A 17476-nucleotide genomic window follows, 5' to 3' on the forward strand; every position below is an offset into this window, starting at 1 on the left:
TGCCTCGCTTAGTCGACTCTGCGAACTGATAGGTGCTGCAGCTTGGCTGACTGTCCAACCCGCTTCCCGTTTCAAGTTTTCTCCATAATTGCTGATCAGTTTCTGCGTGGTGCCTTCCACCAGTAGAATTTGAGGATCAGTCCATTCCGCCGATGTCATTATGTGACTCAACTGATCCCCATAACCACGGCCCAGCTCATTAACCGTTCCCACGACACGTTCGCTTACAACTGGAGAGGTCGTTGTTTTTCCTTTGAGTTCTGGATTTCGCATGTGAAACCCTGCCTTAGAGCGAACGCTCTGCAACTGCACTCGGGGAAGCTTGAAGTGACCGCTCGGGTCCGTATTGTTAACGGGATCCCCAGCACAGTAGGCGTAACAATTAAATCCTCCGGCACCCATTGGGCTTAAGCTGTCAGGGCTGTGGAACCGCATCAAAACCGGATTGAACGCACGGTATCCATTCCCCAGCAAGTAGTGGCCTGTTGCAGACTCTTTTCTCTGCCCGCTGAAACGCAGCACTGATGGGTATTGACTGTATCCATCATGCCCATAAACGGTGTACTGCAATGAAGTCGACATGATTGCCACCTTTTACCTGAGATAAGGCAAATGGTGTGTTGTGCATGAAATGCAAACAACTGGCAGAAATATCAGGTGGCCAAGCGGGCGGGTGTCATCCCCGCCGCTTGAACGTCTGCGACGGCAGCTCACCAAACTGCTGCCGATAGACCTCGGAAAAACGCCCCAGATGAAGGAAACCGTAATCCAGGGCCAGCTCCGTCACACTGCGCACGCCACAGGTCGGGTCGCTCAGGCATGCATGCACCCGCTCCAGCTTGCGCTGGCGCACGTAATGCTTGGGCGTGGTGCCCAGATGCTGGTCAAACAACCCATACAACGAGCGCAAGCTCATACAGGCCTGCTCCGCCAGCACCTCAGCCGACAACTCCAGCTTCAGGTTGCGCTCGATGTAATCGAGAATGCGCTCAAGGCCCACTTGAGGGGCGCTCAGGCATTCGCGACGGATATTGGTGCTCATCAGGGTCAGCAACTTGCTGGCTACGATCTGGCTGTAATGGCCCTGTACCCTTGGCAGTGAGTCGCTTACCTCGGCCTCGTGGCAAACCATCGCCAGCAGGTTGACGAACCCGTCCAGCTCCTCCAGCCGATAATGGTTGCGCAAGAACCGCACCCCGCCATCCGGCCGGTGCCAGCGCTGTTCATCGCAGATCGAATCCAGCAACCGGGTCGGCACCTTGAGGATGAATTTCTCGCAGTCTTCCGAATAGGTCAGGTCAACCGGGTCGTCGGGGTTGATCAGCAACAGCTCGCCCGGCACCAGGTGTTGCTCACGCTTGTGCCCCCGCCACAGGCAGTTGCCGTTGAGCAACACCTGCAGGTGATAAATGGTTTCCAGCGCCGGCGAAGTAACCCGTACGCTGCCGCCGTAGCTGATGCGGCACAGGTCCAGTTCGGCGAACTTGCGGTGGCTGAGGCTGGCTTGCGGATGGGTGGTGCGGGACAGACCGATGCAATGCTGGCCTACATGCTGATTGACATAATCGGACACAGCATAGGGGTCGGCGTGATGAAACACGCTACTGCGCTCGCTCAGCAGGCGGCTTTCCATAGGCAAGGCACTCGGTATCGTTATTGTTCTGGTCGCCGCGTCCTACGGCCCGGTGGGCTGTGGTTGCGGTCGTCACGGTCATTCTATCGAGCCGGCTGCGGGTCGCGGGGGCAGGCGACAACCGGTGGATGGGCACACTTAAGCAAAAAGGCGGGGGTTGGGCAATGCAACCTTGGGAATGGATGGGCGGATAGCGGACAGACGGGACAGTGGCCGTGTTCGTTTATCGAACGGTCTTTCCTGAACCGCTCACGTCACTGTACAGGCAGGAAGTTCATCAGCAAGAGGCTTTGCGCGTAATTCAAACCAATCCGCCGATACCGCTCATCCAGCAATTCCGCCAGCAAATCCAGCCGAGCCACGATCTTGCCGAACTCCACCGCAAAACTCAGGTTGCTGCCCTCTTCCGAGATCTCGTTGGAGAACAACAGCAGCACGCCATTGGCATCCTGCCGCTGGCTCAACATCCAGGTGGCCTTCTCGATATTGCGCGCGGCGTTGTTGACGAACAGCGGGTCGATGGTATCGGTCATGTAGAACTCGGTACGGCCACCGTGCGCCGTGATCAGCATGCTGCCGATGGCGTAGATGAAGGCACCGACCCGATCACCGCGAAACTCGGGGCTCAGGGCATAGCTCAAGGCTGCGAGATCGCGACGGTTGCCCAGTTGCGCCAACGGCTGGCGTTGTTCGATGGCGATGCGGATCTGCCGCTCGGCAGTCGCGGCGTCGACATAACCGGACATTTTCCACTGGTTGGGGTTGCGCAGGTACAGCTTGTTCATCAGCAGGTACAAGCTCTGCAGGTTGTCGCGCATGGACAGCGTGGCCAGGCGGTCGACGCTGGTCTGGAACAGTTCGCTGGGCTTGCCGTTGCCGAGCTGGTTGACCATGTCGCGACCCTGCTGCTGGGTGCAGGCGCACAGGCATGTGAGGGCGCCTGCCAGCAGCAGGCGGGAGAAGACATTGGGATTGCTTGCAACCATCGGCACCGGGTCGATATTCGGCGGCCGCACCGGGGATCAGAGCGGCCTGGCCAAGCATAGAGCCCGGAAATTGGAAAAAGTGCGGTGATTGGGAAGATAGTAAGCCTGTACCGGCCTCTTCGCGGGTAAACCCGCTCCCACAGGATCACCACAAATCCTGAAAACCGTGCAGTACCTGTGGGAGCGGGTTTACCCGCGAAGAGGCCAGTACAGGCGACACAACACTTACATGGCGTGACGCAACATCTCCACCACCTGTGCATGCAGCGCCGGGTCACCACAGGCCACCACACACCCGCCATTCTGCGCGCTGCTGCCATCCCATGCGGTAATCACCCCGCCCGCCCCTTCGATGATCGGCATCAGCGCCTGCACGTCATACGGCTGCAGGCTCGCCTCGACGATCACGTCGACAAAACCGGAAGCCAGCATGCAGTAGGCATAGCAGTCGCCACCGTAGCGCATCAGGCGCGCCTTGCCGGCAACGGCCTCGAACGCAGCCTTGCGCGCGGTGGTATCGAACATGTCCGGCGTGGTGCACATCAGCGTGGCCGAGGCCAGGTCGGCACAGGCGCGGGTCTGCAACGGCGTACCGCTGCGCCAGGCACCTTCCGGGGTGCCGACAAAGCGCTCGCCGGTAAACGGCTGGTTCATCACCCCGACCACCGGGCGCACGCCGTCGTTCAAGGCAATCAGCGTGCCCCATAGCGGCAGGCCGGTGATGAAAGCGCGGGTGCCGTCGATCGGGTCCAGCACCCAGGTAAGCGGGCTGCTGCCGACTGCCACACCGGCTTCTTCGCCGAGGATGCCATGCTCGGGGTAACGGGCCTGGATCAGCTCGCGCATGGCGTCCTCGGCCGCCTTGTCGGCCACGGTCACCGGGTCGTACAGGCGCCCGCCCTTGTCCTCGACCTCCAGGCTGGCGCGAAAGTATGGCTTGATCGCCACAGCGGCAGCATCGGCCAACTGCTCGGCAAAGGCGCGGAATTCGCCGATCTGTTCAGCACTCAGGGACATGGGGCGGGCCTCGTGAAAATGATGGGGCCCGCATCATACCCGACACGCCGTGCCGCGCCAGCCTCCGTCAGGTGCTCATGCAGCCCTGCGCGGTCTAGACTGAACAAGACCAGATCACCGGGGGGCTGTCACACGTGGAGGTGTGAGATGAGCCAGTTCAAGCGTCTGTTCGTCATGCTTGGCCCGCAGATGCGCCACACGCCGGCGCTGCAACGCGCTGCGGCGTTGGCGGAATCCAGCGGGGCTTTGCTGGATATCAATGTGTTCGTCGACGATGTCGACACCTTTGGCTTGATGAGCGATAGCCGTGAGCGTGAGCGGCTGCTCAGCGACAACCGCCAATGGCTGGCGGACGAAGCCGAACAACTGGCCAACGCCGGCCTGGATGTGTCTACCGAATTGCTGCTGACCCGCGACCCGCTGGGCAGTGTGCTGGAGCGGGTAGAACGGCTGGGTTGCGACCTGCTGATCAAGGACGTGCAGCATGAACCGGTACTCAAGCGCCTGCTGGTAACGCCACTGGACTGGCAGTTGCTCAAGGACAGCCCGGTGGCCGTGCACCTGGTCAGCGATATCCGCCTGCCCCTGCCCCGGCAGATTGCCGCCGCGGTGGACCTGAACAGCCATGGCGCTGGCGAGCACCTGGATGAGCAGGTGATCCACTGCGCCCATGCCTTGGCCCTGCAGTGCAATGCCGAGTTGCATCTGCTGCACGTGTGCGACGCGGCCAAGACCCACATTGCCGACTTCGGCGCCGGTACGGTGACCATGCCTGGCTTCGATGGCAGCGTGCGGACCGCGCAGCGGGCGGCGTTCAACCGGTTGGGCGACCACCACCAGATTCCGCTGGAGCGCAGGCACTTCCTGGAGGGGGCAGCGATCAAGGCCATTGCCGAGTTCGTCGGGCACAGCCGGGCGGATGTGATCGTGATGGGCAGCCACCGGCACGACGCCATGCAGACGTTCCTCGGCGGGACCACGGCGCATGTGCTGGAGCATCCGCTGTGCAATGTGCTGGCGATCAAGGCGGTCCGCTGAAGGCTGGGTAACCTGGACCGGCCTCTTCGCGGGTAAACCCGCTCCCACAGGTACCTCACTGCCCTCAGGCCAGTGGCCCCCCTGTGGGAGCGGGTTTGCCCGCAAAGACGGCGGTTCGGATTTCACCCTTTGGTACCTGGCACACCAGTACCACTTAAAAAGAATGCATTTGATAATGATTCGTAGTAGTTTCTTGGCGCTTGCCCACCCTACCCCTCAGCGCCTTACTCCAGGATCGTCCCGTCGATGCGTCGCACGTTCGTTTCGCTTTGTGTGCTTCATGCTGTCTCCCCGCTGGCCTTTGCCGAGCCCGAGCCGCTCGGCGCCCCCGCCCAGATCGAACTCCAGGCCCTGAGCATTACCAGCAGTGCTGATAGCGAACGTGCCGATGGCCCGGTCGACGGCTACAAGGCCACCCGCTCGGCCAGCGCCACCCGCACCGACACCGTGCTGCATGAGACCCCGCAATCGGTCAGCGTGGTGCCCAGGGACGTCCTGCAGGACACTGGCGCCACCCGCCTGCAGGACGGCCTGGACTACGCCGGCGGTGTCGGGCGCGCCAACAACTTCGGCGGCCAGGGCCTGACCACCTTCACCGTGCGCGGCTTCACCACCGGCGAGTTTTACCGCAACGGCTTCCCCATCAACCGCGGCTACCCCAACGCCCCGGACGCCAACACGGTCGAGCGCCTGGAGGTGATCCGTGGCCCGGCCAGCAGCCTGTATGGCCGTGGCGACCCCGGCGGCACCTTCAACGTGGTCAGCAAGCAGCCGCTGCCGGAATCCAAGGTCACCCTGGGCAGCCAGTTCGATGACCAGGGCATGCACCGCGCAACCCTGGACGCTACCGGGCCGCTGAACCAGGACGGCTCGCTGGCCTACCGCCTGAACCTGCTGGGCGAAGGCGGCGAAAGCTTCCGCGACAACGTTGAAAGCGAGCGCTATGACGTGGCGCCGGTGCTCAGCTGGCAGGTCAACGACAGTACGAAGATCGTCTTCGAGGGCGATTTCATGCGCAACAACCACCCGCTGGACCGTGGCTTGACCCGCTACCCGACCCAGGCCGGCAGCGCTTCACGCGATACCTACATCTGGGAGAAAGGCAGCGACAACCTGCTGCACAATGACAACAACATGGCTCAGGTGCGCTTCGAACACCTGCTCAACGATAACTGGACGCTGGGTGGAGGCTTCCAGTATCTCGATGGCTCGCTCAAAGGCAATGCTGTAGAGGCCACCATTGCCCCAGCAGATGGCCGTACCCTGCAGCGCAACTTCAATTACCGCAAGCTGGAGTGGACCGACCGCGACTGGCAGTTGAACCTCACCGGGCATTTCGATACAGGTGCGTTCAGCCATACCCTGCTGACCGGCGTCGAGTACGAGAACTACCATTACAATTCGATCATTCGCCGTTCCACCGCGCCCTACACGATCGATATTTACAATCCGGTACTAGGCCAGCCGAGGCCGGAGCTGGCAGCGGTACCAACTACCTGGGACAGCGAGAAGCTCGAGACCTGGGCGTATTTCATCCAGGACCAGGTGGCCCTGACGGAGCGCTTGAAGGCACTTGCAGGTGTACGCTTCGAGCGTTTCGAGCATGATTACGACGACAAGCGGCCCGCGAACCGCGACTTCAGCAAAGGCGAGAACGGCGTCACCCCGCGCTTTGGCCTGATCTACGACCTGACCGACTCTGTCGCCGTTTATGCCAACACCGCCCGTTCGTTCAAGCCCAATAGCGGCGCCAGCCTGCAAGGTTCGGGCTTCGCCCCGGAGAAAGGCAAGTCGTACGAACTGGGTATGAAATGGGAAGCGCCGGACCGTCAGCTGAGCGTTGACGCGGCGATCTATCACATCGTCAAGGAAAATGTGCTGACACGCGACCCGGCGGACCCCAACTACAACCTTGCCGCTGGCGAAGTACGTAGCCGTGGTCTGGATATCAACATCGCCGGCAATGTCACGCCAGAATGGCGGGTGATCGGTGGCTACGCCTACGTCGACGCGGAAGTGACCAAGGACAACCGCCTGCCCACTGGCACCCGGCTGGCGAACATTCCTAGGAACAGCTTCAGCCTGCTCAACACCTACGAATTCCAGGACGGACTGGCCAAAGGCCTTGGGCTGGGGGTTGGGGTGAAGTACGTCGATGACCGCAATGGCCAGACCGAGGCAGTGACTTACAACATGGACCAGTACACCGTTGTTGACCTGCTGGCCTTTTACAAGGTCAACGACAACATCCGCCTCAACCTGGACCTGAAGAACCTGTTCAACAAGGAATACGACGAGGGAGCATTCAACTTCTACGCCTACCCAGGAGCGCCGCGGACGGTGCAGGCTGGGGTTTCGTATACCTTCTGAATTGCCGGGGCTGCTTCGCAGCCCTTTCGCGACACAAGGCCGCTCCCACAGAAGTCAGGCGCATACCTGTGGGAGCGGCCTTGTGTCGCGAAAGGGCTGCAAAGCAGCCCCCGGTCTCAGAACCCTTTGCTGTAGAACAGCGAGTACGACTCGATGCCGTCGTTAGGCTGCTTGAGCCCCGCGTTGGAGTAATGCATCGCGCGGATCCCCACCTTCTGCTCTCCCGGCAATTTCAGGCCAAAGCCGATGCGGTCTTCGAAGTTGACCGCCGAGCCCAGGCGCTGGTCGCCCACGTCGGTCTTGGAAAACGCCGCCAGGCCAATGCCGGCCTCGATGTACGGGGTATAGGTAAAACCGCTGAATTCATAGGTAAACACCGGGCTGAACGACAGCGAGTGCGCGCCACTGGCCTCACCGCCCTCCCAATAGGTGTAGGCCGCATCCCAGTATCCGGTCAGATAACCGGTGCTGCTCTCCAGCCATTTCTTGTCCCAGTCGAACGACAGGCCAATACGGTAGGTCATGTCGCCTTGGCCAGTGGCGCCAACGGCGCCGGTCACCTGCGCTGCCTGGGCCAGATTCGCTCCGGCAAAGGCCAGCACTGCAGCAGCCAGCGAAGCTGCTAGTCGGGTTTTCATCAATGACTTCTCCTGATGGTCTACACGGCAAGTGGGGGCTTGGGCCCCTCGATCTTATGCGGTGACCGGTTGCATCCGGACCGGTCACGCGAAGTAATACTTTTCTGATTATCGACCAGATAACCAGAAAGTTGAAAGCGAGTTGCCACTATTGGCTAATTCCGTCTGCCAGCCTCTAGCCTGCCGAACAGCAAGACTCAGTCGTATTCCGCTTCTTCGTGTTCGCCCAGCAGACGCCTTTGCCTGGGTGTGGCCTCCTCCAGCACCTGAGGGTTGAAACGCCAGTTCAGGTACGGCGAAAACTTCTGCGCGACCATGCGCCGGCCGTAATGCACTTGCAGCATGTCGCGCTCGCGAGACTGGGTGCAGTTGGCCCCGCCGCTGTGCCAGACATCGCTGCGAAACACCAGCGCGTCCCCTGCCTTGCACAGCACCGGCTGGGCCTCATGGCCCTGCCAGTGTTGCTCGCCAGCCCGCGGTGGCCGCGCCGCACGGTGGCTGCCCGGTACAACCCAGGTCGGCCCGATGTGATGGTCGATATCGCTGAGGTACAGCTGCGCAGTCAGGATCTGCGCGGGCTGGGTGAAGTCGCCACGCTCACTGAGCCAATCGGGCAACTGCATGGGCAGATGGTCCAGGTGCAGGGCCACGCCGGGGTAGCCCGGGTGGCTGCGCCAGGCGGTTTGCCCGATCACATGGCAGTCGGCGCCCAATGCCGCTTCGGCCAGGGCAATCAGCGGCGGCAGGTCGAGAAATGGCAACCACAACGGGTTGCGGTTGAACACGCACTTGTAGTGTTCCAACAGCCCCTGGTAATCCCAGTGGATGGGCTGCAGGTCATCGATGGCGCAGCGCAACAAGGCGATACGCAAGGGTTCGAGCACACCGGGGAGCAACACATAGCCCCACTCGTCCAACATCTCCAGTTGAAGGTCCAGGCTCATGGCGATGCGCTCCTTTCAGGCAGGAGCACATCCGTACTCCTGCCCGTTTTTCCATCAACGCCAGTTCAAGCTAACGGTCGTGGGGGCCTTGCCACTCACGGTCACCAACTGTTGCACCGTCTCACCCTGGGCGTTGCCCGTAACTTTGTACTTGCCGGGAGGCAACTGCACGTACAGCAGCGGCCCGGCATCCACAACGCTGAGCACGGACTGGCCCTGTGCATTCTGGATGTCGACGTTGGCACCGCTCTGGAACTCACCTTCCGGGCCGGTGGAGAGCTCTACGTGCAGGTCATAGCCCGGGGTTTTGCGCAGGGCGTTGGCTTCATCCTGGCCGATGCCACCTTGCAGGTAGCGGATGCCGTTCTGCTCCTGCTGTTGCAGTTGCACGGCCTGCATGTTGATCGGGGCATTGAGGTCGGCGGCGGCGGCCAGGGTCCATGGCAGCGCCAGGGCGATCAGCAGCGCCGCGCCGAGGGCATAGTGATGGTTACGCATGGTACGACCCTCCTTTCGAGGATGGCTTACCTATTATCTGATCCTTCGGGCGTAACGGCGTTCGTGCTGATGCATGGTTGTCGGGATGAAATTTGCATCAATGGCGTAGGTTTTGCGTTAGAACATCAGCTTGCGCGCCCTTCTTCGAGCAATTTCACGAACATGCTCAAACTGCGCGACACCGTACCCCGTCGCCACACCAGCCAGGTTTTCAGGTAGCGGAAATCCTCCGACATCGGCCAGGCACTGACGGTGCTGCAACCGGGCATGTTGTCGAGCATGCTGCGCGGCATCATGGCCAGGCCGGCACCGGCGCTAACGCAGGCCAGCATGCCGTGGTACGACTCCATCTCGTGGATCTTGCCCGGCACGGCCTGGTCCTGGACGAACCAGTTCTCGAAGTGGTGGCGGTACGAACAGTTGGCGCGAAAGGCGTAGATGCTTTCGCCATTGACGTCCTGGGCGCGGGTTACCGGGGCGTGGTTGAGCGGCGCGATGACCATCATTTCTTCCTCGAACACCGGCATGCCCTCCAGCGTCGGGTGCAGCACCGGCCCATCGACGAACGCCGCCACCAGGCGGCCAGACAGCACGCCTTCGAGCATGGTCCCGGAAGGCCCGGTGGACAGGTCCAGGTCGACCTTGGGGTAACGCTGGTTGTAGGCCGCCAGCAAGGCCGGGATGCGCACCGCCGCCGTGCTTTCCAGCGACCCCAGGGCGAAGGTACCTTGCGGGTCTTCACCGGCCACGGTCAGCCGCGCCTCGTGCACCAGGTCGAGGATGCGCCGGGTGTACTCAAGGAAGTTCCAGCCTGCTGGGGACAGGCGCAGGCGGCTCTTTTCACGGATGAACAGCTCCACGCCCAGGTCCTCTTCCAGTTGCTTGATGCGCGTGGTCAGGTTCGACGGCACCCGATGGATGTGCTGCGCGGCGGCGCTGATACTCCCCTGCTCTGCCACGGCCTTGAAGATCTCCAGTTGCACCAGGTCCACAGTCTTTCTCCAAACGTGAATGTTTCGCTCATTATTATTCAGTTTTCAATAAAGCCCTAGCCCACTAGTCTGGCGTCTCGGATCAACGACAACGAGAGTGTCCCGCCATGAGCGCGATCAGCAGCCTGACCCACGCCATCTCCCTCGACCCGTACAGCGGCGAGCAGATCGGCGCCTACCCGTTCGACACCGACGCCGCACTGGAAGCGGCGCTGCAACGCGCCAAGGTTGGCTACCGCCAGTGGCGCCAGGTGTCGCTGGGTCAGCGCAGCGAGTACCTGCTTGCCCTGGCCAGCACCCTCGAAGCCAAGGCTGAAGCCTTCGCGCAAATGATCAGCCACGAAATCGGCAAGCCGATCGCCCAGGCGCGCGGTGAAGTCAGCAAGTGCGTCGGCCTGTGCCGCTGGTACGCCGAGCACGGCCCGGCCATGCTCGCCCCCGAGCCGACCCAGGTCGAGAAAGCCCGCATCGAATACCGCCCGCTGGGCCCGATCCTGGCCGTGATGCCATGGAACTTCCCGGTCTGGCAGGTACTGCGCGGCGCCGTGCCGGCGATCCTGGCCGGCAACACCTACGTGCTCAAGCACGCGCCGAACGTGATGGGCAGCGCCTACCTGCTGGGCGAGCTGTTCAAGGATGCCGGCCTGCCGGAAGGCGTGTTCGAAGTGCTGAACGTGACCCCGGACGGCGTCACCCGCGCCATCAACGACCCGCGCATCGCCGCGGTGACCCTGACCGGCAGCGTGCGTGCCGGCATGGCGATTGGTGCACAAGCCGGCGCCGCGTTGAAGAAGTGCGTGCTGGAGCTGGGCGGTTCCGACCCGTTCATCGTGCTGGCCGATGCTGACCTGGACGCTGCCGTGAAGGCTGCGGTGATCGGCCGCTACCAGAACACCGGCCAGGTCTGCGCTGCGGCCAAGCGCCTGATCGTCGAGGAAAGCATCGTTGACGAATTCACCCGCAAGTTCGTTGAAGCGACCCGCGAGCTGAAGGTCGGCAACCCGCTGGAAGACAGCACCTACATCGGCCCGATGGCCCGTTACGACCTGCGCGACGAACTGGATGACCAGGTCCAGGCGACCATCGCCGAAGGCGCCACCCTGCTGCTGGGTGGCCACAAGGTCGATGGCGTGGCCAACTTCTACGCGCCGACTGTGTTGGCCAACGTTACCCCGGACATGACCGCATTCAAGCAGGAACTGTTCGGGCCGGTGGCAGCGATCATCAGCGCACGGGATGCAGACCATGCGGTGGAGCTGGCTAACGACAGCGAATTCGGCCTGGCTTCGACCATCTACACCGCCGACTACGCGCTGGCCGAGCGCATGACCGCGGCGCTGGATACCGGCGGCGTGTTCATCAACGGCTATTGCGCTTCCGACCCCCGCGTGGCGTTTGGTGGGGTGAAGAAGAGCGGCTTCGGGCGTGAGCTGTCGCACTTTGGTGTGCGTGAGTTCACCAATGCCCAGACGGTGTGGCTGGACCGTAACTGATCCGATGCTTAGGGGCCGCATTGCGGCCCTGTGGGAGCGGGTTTACCCGCTCCCACAGGGATTTTGAAGGGCTGAAAAAGCAGCCCCAGGGGCCTCAATCGCGAACCTGGTCCTTGACCCAGTCCAGCATCCCCCCCGGCACGATCAGTTCATGCCGCGCCCGCGAACAGGCGGTATACAACCCCGCCAGCATCCGCGCCCGCTCATTGCGGTTCCCCGCCACTTGCGGCGCCACCATCAGCTCCGGCGACACCATTACCCGGGCGAACTCCATGTTCTTCACATCCCGCACCCGCCCCAGGAACAGCTTGGGCGCCTTGTCCCAGCGGTAACGGCTCTTGGCCCTGGCGAAGTGCTCCGGCGTGTAGCCCTTGCGCAGCATGTTGGCCACGGCAACGAACGCCTTGTCATCACCCTTGTCCTGCTCCAGCGCCTGCCAGCTGGCATAGCGGAACAGCATCGGGTGACGTGGCCGGGTACCATGGCGGTACAGTTCGATGCAGTCTTCGACGAACAACTCGAAGTCCTTGCGCGCGCTTTTCAGCAGCACGAACGGCACGCCCTGGTGGGTCAGGCGCTGGAACCAGCCAAACAGGCCCCATTCATCGTCGACGATCAGCGCCGTAGGCTGTTCCGGCACGCTCACCGTGTCGAAGAAGCTGACCCGGGTGTAATGCTCGGCGCTGCCACTGAAGGCCGCCTGGATCGCCGCCGGGTGTGCCTGGATCAGCGGGTTGAGCACGTTGTCCATCGCCGGCCCGGCCCGCAGTGAATGGTCGATATAACGCTGGCGGATAAAGCCGCCATGGTGCGCGCTGAGACCGTTGAGGTTCTGCAGCTCGTCACCCAGGGCAATGATCGACTGCGGGCTGCGGTCGAGCACGGCAAGCATTGGTGCCGACAGCTCGTGGGCCTCATCGACGATGACATGGGTGTAGCGGCTGTCGATCACATAACCGGTCAGCGACAGCAGTTTGACCCGATGGTAGTCGCGCACCGGCAACTGGATTTCCCGTGCCGACGGGCGAATCAGCTCCTGCCAGTACAACCGTGCCTTTTCCAGCAACACTTCCTGGTCCAGCGGCGTGGTCCCCGGCCCGGCCCAAGGCAGGTGGTGCAACTGCAACTGGGTGTCGGCGCTGTGGCAGAACGTACGCACCGCGCGGATGCACAAGGCAACCACATCGCGTGCGGCGAGCGGGCCTATGTCAGGGATGGCCAGCCAACGTACCACCTGCGCATCCTGCGGGCGCCACGACAGCTTGGTACGGTACGGGTCGCGCAGGCGCCAGCCGTTGCCGGTGAGGTCGCGGTTGAGCAGCTCGTCGGCCAGTTGGCCAAAGGTCAGCGCGGTGTAGGCGGCGGCGTCCTTGACCCGTGCCTGCAGGGCGCGCAACTGGCCTTCGGTCAAGGCCAGCAACAGCGTACGCTGCGGCTCGAGCAGGCGGGCGAACTGGTGAATCAGGAAGGTCTTGCCGGTGCCTGCAAAGCCCTGTACCGCCACCGACTCGTCGATACCACTGAGGAATTCGCGCAACAGGCGGTTCTGCTGGTCGCTGAGCATCAGGTCGCTGGCCAGGGACGGCAGGTACACCGGGTGCAGCGGGGTTGCCCGCTGGCGGTAGCTGTCGGCGAACTGGAAGTTCCACTGGCCCTCGGCGTCCAGCAGCTCGTCGGCCTGGTACTCCACCTCGGTCGACAGCAGTGCGATACCGTTTTCGCCCAGCATGCCCAGGCCCATGGCGAAGGCTTCGCGATCGAAGTGCTGCGCCACCTGGCCCTGGAAGCGGCCGGGTGCGGCGCTTTCGACTTCGTTGGCAATACGCACGATTTCGGCAAAGCGGCGCTCCTGCGCATCCGCCGAGGCGATGGCGGGCTGGCGCGGCAGGTTTTGCACGAACAGCACTGCGGCGGCGTCGAGGACGCTGGCGGTGGTGAAGAAATCGGTGGTGGGCTCGCTGGCGAGGCGGTCGGCCTGGTCGCTGGGCAAAGGCAGGTAGAACATCGGCACCTCGGGTGGAATCAGGGCGGCACGATAGCAATTTTCGCGGTGGAATGCTGGGCTGTGTATGTCTGGGCCTGCCTCTTCGCGGGTGAACCCGCTCCCACAGGGACCTCACAATGCCTGGCCCCGAGGTGATCCTGTGGGAGCGGGTTCACCCGCGAAGAGGCCAGTAGCTACACCATCAAATTCAGCCCCTGCCCCGCTTCAAGGTCTCGCTGGGAAACTCCTTGAACAATTGCCGGTAACTCTCTGAAAACCTTCCCAAATGCCAGAACGACCAACGCATCGCCACTTCGGCGACGGTCACGCCACCGCCACGCAACAGATCGCGCCGCGCACCGTTCAGCCGGCGCAGGCGCAGCCAGTGCGCCGGCGTCATACCGGTAAACGCCTTGAACGCCTGCTGCAACTGGCGCAGGGAAACCCCCGCAACATCCGCCAGCTCCACCAGGTTCAGGGTTTCCTCCGGGCAGTCGGCCGCCCACTCGCTCACCCGGCGCATGATCGCCCGTTCCTCGTCACGCCGGCCCAACGCCACGCCCTGCAGGCGCTGGCAGGCGTTGTCGAGGATGAACAGGCAGTCTTCCAGCAGTTGCTCCGCCAGGGCCTGCCCCTGCAGCGGGCAATCGGCCTCGCCCAGGCGGGTCAACGTCGCGCTCAGCCAACTGCCGAACAGCGCATTCTGCCCGCTGCCCAGCGGCACCATGAACAACCCTTCCAGGCGCTGCGGGTCAAGCCCATGGCGGGCCAGGAAGGCCTGATCGAACACCACCGCCACTTCCTGGTAGTTCTCCGGCGTGATCCAGATGTTGCGGCTCTGTTCGTTCAGCAGGTACAGGCTGTTCTCGCTGCGGTCGAAGCAGAACGCCAGCGAACCGCTCGGCGCGCGGAAAAACTGCTCCACCCGGGTGTTCAGCCGCTCTTCGTAAACCTCCACCCCGTCCAGCCCCAGGCAACGCAGCTCACCGCTGAAATGCCCGGGCGACATTTGCCGGTACTGCTGCTGCCAGCCAGGGGTGGCACGTACTTGTTCGGTAACGTCGGTGGTGTGGAAAGCCTGGACTTGCAGGGCATTTGCGGTTGTCACGCTCGGTCCTAGTCGCACTCTTTTGGTGCATTCATTGCCGGAGAAAGTGGATAGATCAGCCTTGCTGGCTGCGACCAAGATAGTCTCCAGCGCGTCACCTGGGAAGCGGGACGCCTTCGAAACCACACAACGGTTTACGCCGGCACACTCGCTCCCACACTAAAACCCAACCAAGAGGTCTGTATGAACGCCCCCTTCGATCAGCTGTCCACCTGGCTGAAAGAACACCGGATCACCGAAGTCGAATGCGTGATCAGCGACCTGACCGGCATCGCCCGTGGCAAGATCGCGCCCACCGCCAAGTTTCTCCACGAGCGCGGCATGCGCCTGCCCGAGAGCGTGCTGCTGCAGACGGTCACCGGCGACTACGTTGACGATGACATCTACTACAACCTGCTCGATGCCGCCGACATCGACATGGTCTGCCGCCCCGACCCGGCCGCGGTGTACCAGATCCCGTGGGCGATCGAGCCAACCGCAATCGTGATCCACGACACCTTCGACAAGCAAGGCAACCCCATCGAATTGTCGCCGCGCAACGTGCTGAAGAAGGTGCTCAAGCTGTACGCCGACAAGGGCTGGCAGCCGATCGTGGCACCAGAGATGGAGTTCTACCTGACCCAGCGCTGCGAAGACCCGGACTTGCCGCTGCAAGTGCCGCTGGGGCGCTCCGGCCGCGCCGAAAGCGGCCGCCAGTCGTTCTCGATCGATGCCGCCAACGAATTCGACCCGCTGTTCGAAGACGTCTACGACTGGTGCGAGATCCAGGGCCTGGACCTGGACACGCTGATCCATGAAGACGGCCCGGCGCAGATGGAGATCAACTTCCGCCATGGCGACGCCCTGGACCTGGCCGACCAGATCACCGTGTTCAAGCGCACCATGCGTGAAGCGGCGCTCAAGCACAACGTGGCCGCCACCTTCATGGCCAAGCCGATCACCGACGAGCCGGGCAGTGCCATGCACCTGCACCAGAGCGTGGTGGACATCGCCACCGGCAAGCCGATCTTCGCCAATGAAGACGGCAGCATGAGCCAGCTGTTCCTGTACCACATCGGCGGTTTGCAGAAGTACATCCCCAAGTTGCTGCCGATGTTCGCGCCCAACGTCAACTCGTTCCGCCGCTTCCTGCCGGACACCTCGGCACCGGTGAACGTCGAGTGGGGTGAAGAAAACCGCACCGCCGGCCTGCGCGTGCCCACCTCCAGCCCCGAGGCGATGCGCGTGGAAAACCGCCTGCCGGGCGCCGATGCCAACCCGTACCTGGCCATCGCCGCCAGCCTGCTGTGCGGCTACCTGGGCATGGTCGAGCGCATCGAACCCAGCGCACCGGTGCAGGGCCGTGCCTACGAGCGGCGCAACCTGCGCCTGCCGATCACCATCGAGGACGCCCTGCAGCACATGGAAGACTGCGAGACCGTGCAGCAGTATCTGGGCAAGCAGTTCGTCCAGGGTTATGTGGCGGTCAAGCGTGCCGAGCATGAGAACTACAAGCGCGTGATCAGCTCGTGGGAGCGTGAATTCCTGATGCTGAGCGTCTGACCTTTCGCGGTACCTGTGGGAGCGGGTTTACCCGCGAATGCTGGGGTGCATTCAACGACGTATTCGCGGGTAAACCCGCTCCCACAGGGCACGAGCCCCTGCACCGAACTCGAAGAACAAGACCAACGAGGTGTCCCCATGCGTCATCTGCAAGCCCTGATCCCCGCCGCATTCACCCTGCTGTTCGCCACCACCACCCAGGCCACCCCCTCGGTCAGTGTGTACAACTGGACCGACTACATCGGTGACACCACCCTGGCCGACTTCCAGGCCAGCAGCGGGATCAAGGTGGTCTATGACGTGTTCGACTCCAACGAAACCCTGGAAGGCAAGCTGTTGGCCGGGCGCACCGGCTATGACGTGGTGGTGCCATCCAACCACTTCCTCGCACGCCAGGCCCAGGCCGGCGCCTTCCTGCCGCTGGACCGCAGCAAGCTGCCGAACTGGCAGCACCTGGACCCCAAGCTGCTCAAGCAGCTTGAACAGAACGACCCAGGCAACCAGTACGCCGTACCCTACCTGTGGGGCACCAACGGCATCGGCTACAACGTCGACAAGGTCAAGGCGGCCCTGGGTATCGACCATATCGATTCATGGGCAGTGCTGTTCGAGCCCGAGAACCTGAAAAAGCTCAAGCAGTGCGGCGTGGCGTTCATGGATTCGCCCGACGAACTGTTCCCGGCCATGCTCAACTACCTGGGCATGGACCCGCGCAGCGAAAAACCGGCTGACTATGCCAAGGCGGAAGCCCGCCTGCTCGAACTGCGCCCCTACATCACCTACTTTCACTCCTCCAAGTATGTTTCCGACCTGGCCAATGGCGATGTCTGCGTGGCCTTCGGCTACTCCGGCGACGTGTTCCAGGCCGCCAACCGCGCCGTGGAGGCGAAAAACGGCGTGAAAGTCGCCTACAGCATTCCCAGGGAAGGCAGCAACCTGTGGTTCGACCTGCTGGCCATCCCCAAAGACGCCAACAACCCCGAACAGGCCCTGGCGTTCATCAACTACCTGCTCGACCCCAAGGTAATCGCCAAGGTCAGCGCCACGGTCGGATATGCCAACGCCAACCCCGATGCCCAGGCCTACATGGACGCGTCGCTGGTCAACAACCCCGAGATCTACCCACCCCAGGACGTGCTGGACAAGCTGTACATTTCCAGCACGCCGAGCCCGAAGATCATGCGCGTCATGACCCGCTCCTGGAGCAAGATCAAGTCCAACCGCTGAGTCGAG

14 protein-coding genes and 1 pseudogene are annotated in these 17476 nt (G+C 62.6%); 5 read left to right on the forward strand and 10 right to left on the reverse strand.

What is annotated here, in order from left to right; genetic code table 11:
• Positions 1 to 294 precede the first annotated feature (294 nt).
• The 4 genes and pseudogenes from MKK04_RS13730 to hisN form a co-directional block, all read right to left on the reverse strand.
• Positions 295 to 573: pseudogene (locus MKK04_RS13730) on the reverse strand (RHS repeat-associated core domain-containing protein); the annotation flags it as partial.
• Between the two features lie 103 nt (positions 574 to 676).
• Positions 677 to 1633 (reverse strand): benABC operon transcriptional activator BenR, encoded by a 957-nt coding sequence (gene benR, locus MKK04_RS13735; RefSeq protein WP_207831886.1) that lies wholly within the window; start codon positions 1631 to 1633, stop codon positions 677 to 679.
• A gap of 254 nt (positions 1634 to 1887) precedes the next feature.
• Positions 1888 to 2619 carry a hypothetical protein gene (locus MKK04_RS13740; RefSeq protein ID WP_207831884.1) on the reverse strand — a complete coding sequence of 244 codons (732 nt, stop codon included), beginning with the start codon at positions 2617 to 2619 and terminating at the stop codon, positions 1888 to 1890.
• Positions 2620 to 2844: 225 nt separating this feature from the next.
• Positions 2845 to 3636, reverse strand: a complete 792-nt coding sequence (hisN, locus tag MKK04_RS13745) for a histidinol-phosphatase (protein WP_207831882.1) — start codon at positions 3634 to 3636, stop codon at positions 2845 to 2847.
• Positions 3637 to 3783: 147 nt separating this feature from the next.
• On the opposite strand from hisN, the gene MKK04_RS13750 reads away from it, so the two are divergent.
• Both MKK04_RS13750 and MKK04_RS13755 read left to right on the forward strand, forming a co-directional pair.
• The gene (locus MKK04_RS13750) at positions 3784 to 4674 is read left to right on the forward strand and encodes a universal stress protein (RefSeq protein WP_207831880.1); all 891 of its coding nucleotides are present in this window, start codon (positions 3784 to 3786) and stop codon (positions 4672 to 4674) included.
• Between the two features lie 246 nt (positions 4675 to 4920).
• On the forward strand, positions 4921 to 7044 hold the full coding sequence (locus MKK04_RS13755) for a TonB-dependent siderophore receptor (RefSeq protein ID WP_241105574.1): 2124 nt from the start codon (positions 4921 to 4923) through the stop codon (positions 7042 to 7044).
• A gap of 116 nt (positions 7045 to 7160) precedes the next feature.
• Here MKK04_RS13755 and MKK04_RS13760 read toward each other — a convergent pair whose 3' ends face one another.
• From MKK04_RS13760 to ptrR, 4 genes are all read right to left on the reverse strand, one after another.
• Positions 7161 to 7682 carry an acyloxyacyl hydrolase gene (locus MKK04_RS13760; RefSeq protein ID WP_207831876.1) on the reverse strand — a complete coding sequence of 174 codons (522 nt, stop codon included), beginning with the start codon at positions 7680 to 7682 and terminating at the stop codon, positions 7161 to 7163.
• A 197-nt stretch (positions 7683 to 7879) separates the two neighbouring features.
• Entirely contained in the window at positions 7880 to 8626 is a 747-nt protein-coding gene (locus tag MKK04_RS13765; RefSeq protein ID WP_233687785.1) for a phytanoyl-CoA dioxygenase family protein, read from the reverse strand.
• 54 nt (positions 8627 to 8680) lie between these two features.
• Positions 8681 to 9124 carry a carboxypeptidase regulatory-like domain-containing protein gene (locus MKK04_RS13770; protein ID WP_207831872.1) on the reverse strand — a complete coding sequence of 148 codons (444 nt, stop codon included), beginning with the start codon at positions 9122 to 9124 and terminating at the stop codon, positions 8681 to 8683.
• A 125-nt stretch (positions 9125 to 9249) separates the two neighbouring features.
• Positions 9250 to 10116, reverse strand: coding sequence for a putrescine utilization regulator PtrR (ptrR, locus tag MKK04_RS13775; protein ID WP_063914122.1), 867 nt, complete (start codon positions 10114 to 10116; stop codon positions 9250 to 9252).
• A 107-nt stretch (positions 10117 to 10223) separates the two neighbouring features.
• Between ptrR and MKK04_RS13780 the strand changes: the two genes are divergently transcribed.
• Positions 10224 to 11609, forward strand: coding sequence for an aldehyde dehydrogenase family protein (locus tag MKK04_RS13780; RefSeq protein WP_241105575.1), 1386 nt, complete (start codon positions 10224 to 10226; stop codon positions 11607 to 11609).
• A 94-nt stretch (positions 11610 to 11703) separates the two neighbouring features.
• On the opposite strand, the gene MKK04_RS13785 is transcribed toward MKK04_RS13780, so the two are convergent.
• Positions 11704 to 13614 carry an AAA family ATPase gene (locus MKK04_RS13785; protein ID WP_207831868.1) on the reverse strand — a complete coding sequence of 637 codons (1911 nt, stop codon included), beginning with the start codon at positions 13612 to 13614 and terminating at the stop codon, positions 11704 to 11706.
• Positions 13615 to 13801: 187 nt separating this feature from the next.
• Complete coding sequence (locus tag MKK04_RS13790) at positions 13802 to 14701, reverse strand: helix-turn-helix domain-containing protein (RefSeq protein ID WP_233687784.1); 900 nt, start codon at positions 14699 to 14701, stop codon at positions 13802 to 13804.
• 183 nt (positions 14702 to 14884) lie between these two features.
• Here MKK04_RS13790 and MKK04_RS13795 point away from each other — a divergent pair, with 183 nt between their 5' ends.
• Positions 14885 to 16243 (forward strand): glutamine synthetase family protein, encoded by a 1359-nt coding sequence (locus MKK04_RS13795; protein ID WP_063914126.1) that lies wholly within the window; start codon positions 14885 to 14887, stop codon positions 16241 to 16243.
• Between the two features lie 138 nt (positions 16244 to 16381).
• Complete coding sequence (locus tag MKK04_RS13800; RefSeq protein WP_207831864.1) at positions 16382 to 17470, forward strand: polyamine ABC transporter substrate-binding protein; 1089 nt, start codon at positions 16382 to 16384, stop codon at positions 17468 to 17470.
• Positions 17471 to 17476 lie beyond the last annotated feature (6 nt).

The organism is Pseudomonas sp. LS.1a (assembly GCF_022533585.1).
GTDB lineage: Bacteria > Pseudomonadota > Gammaproteobacteria > Pseudomonadales > Pseudomonadaceae > Aquipseudomonas.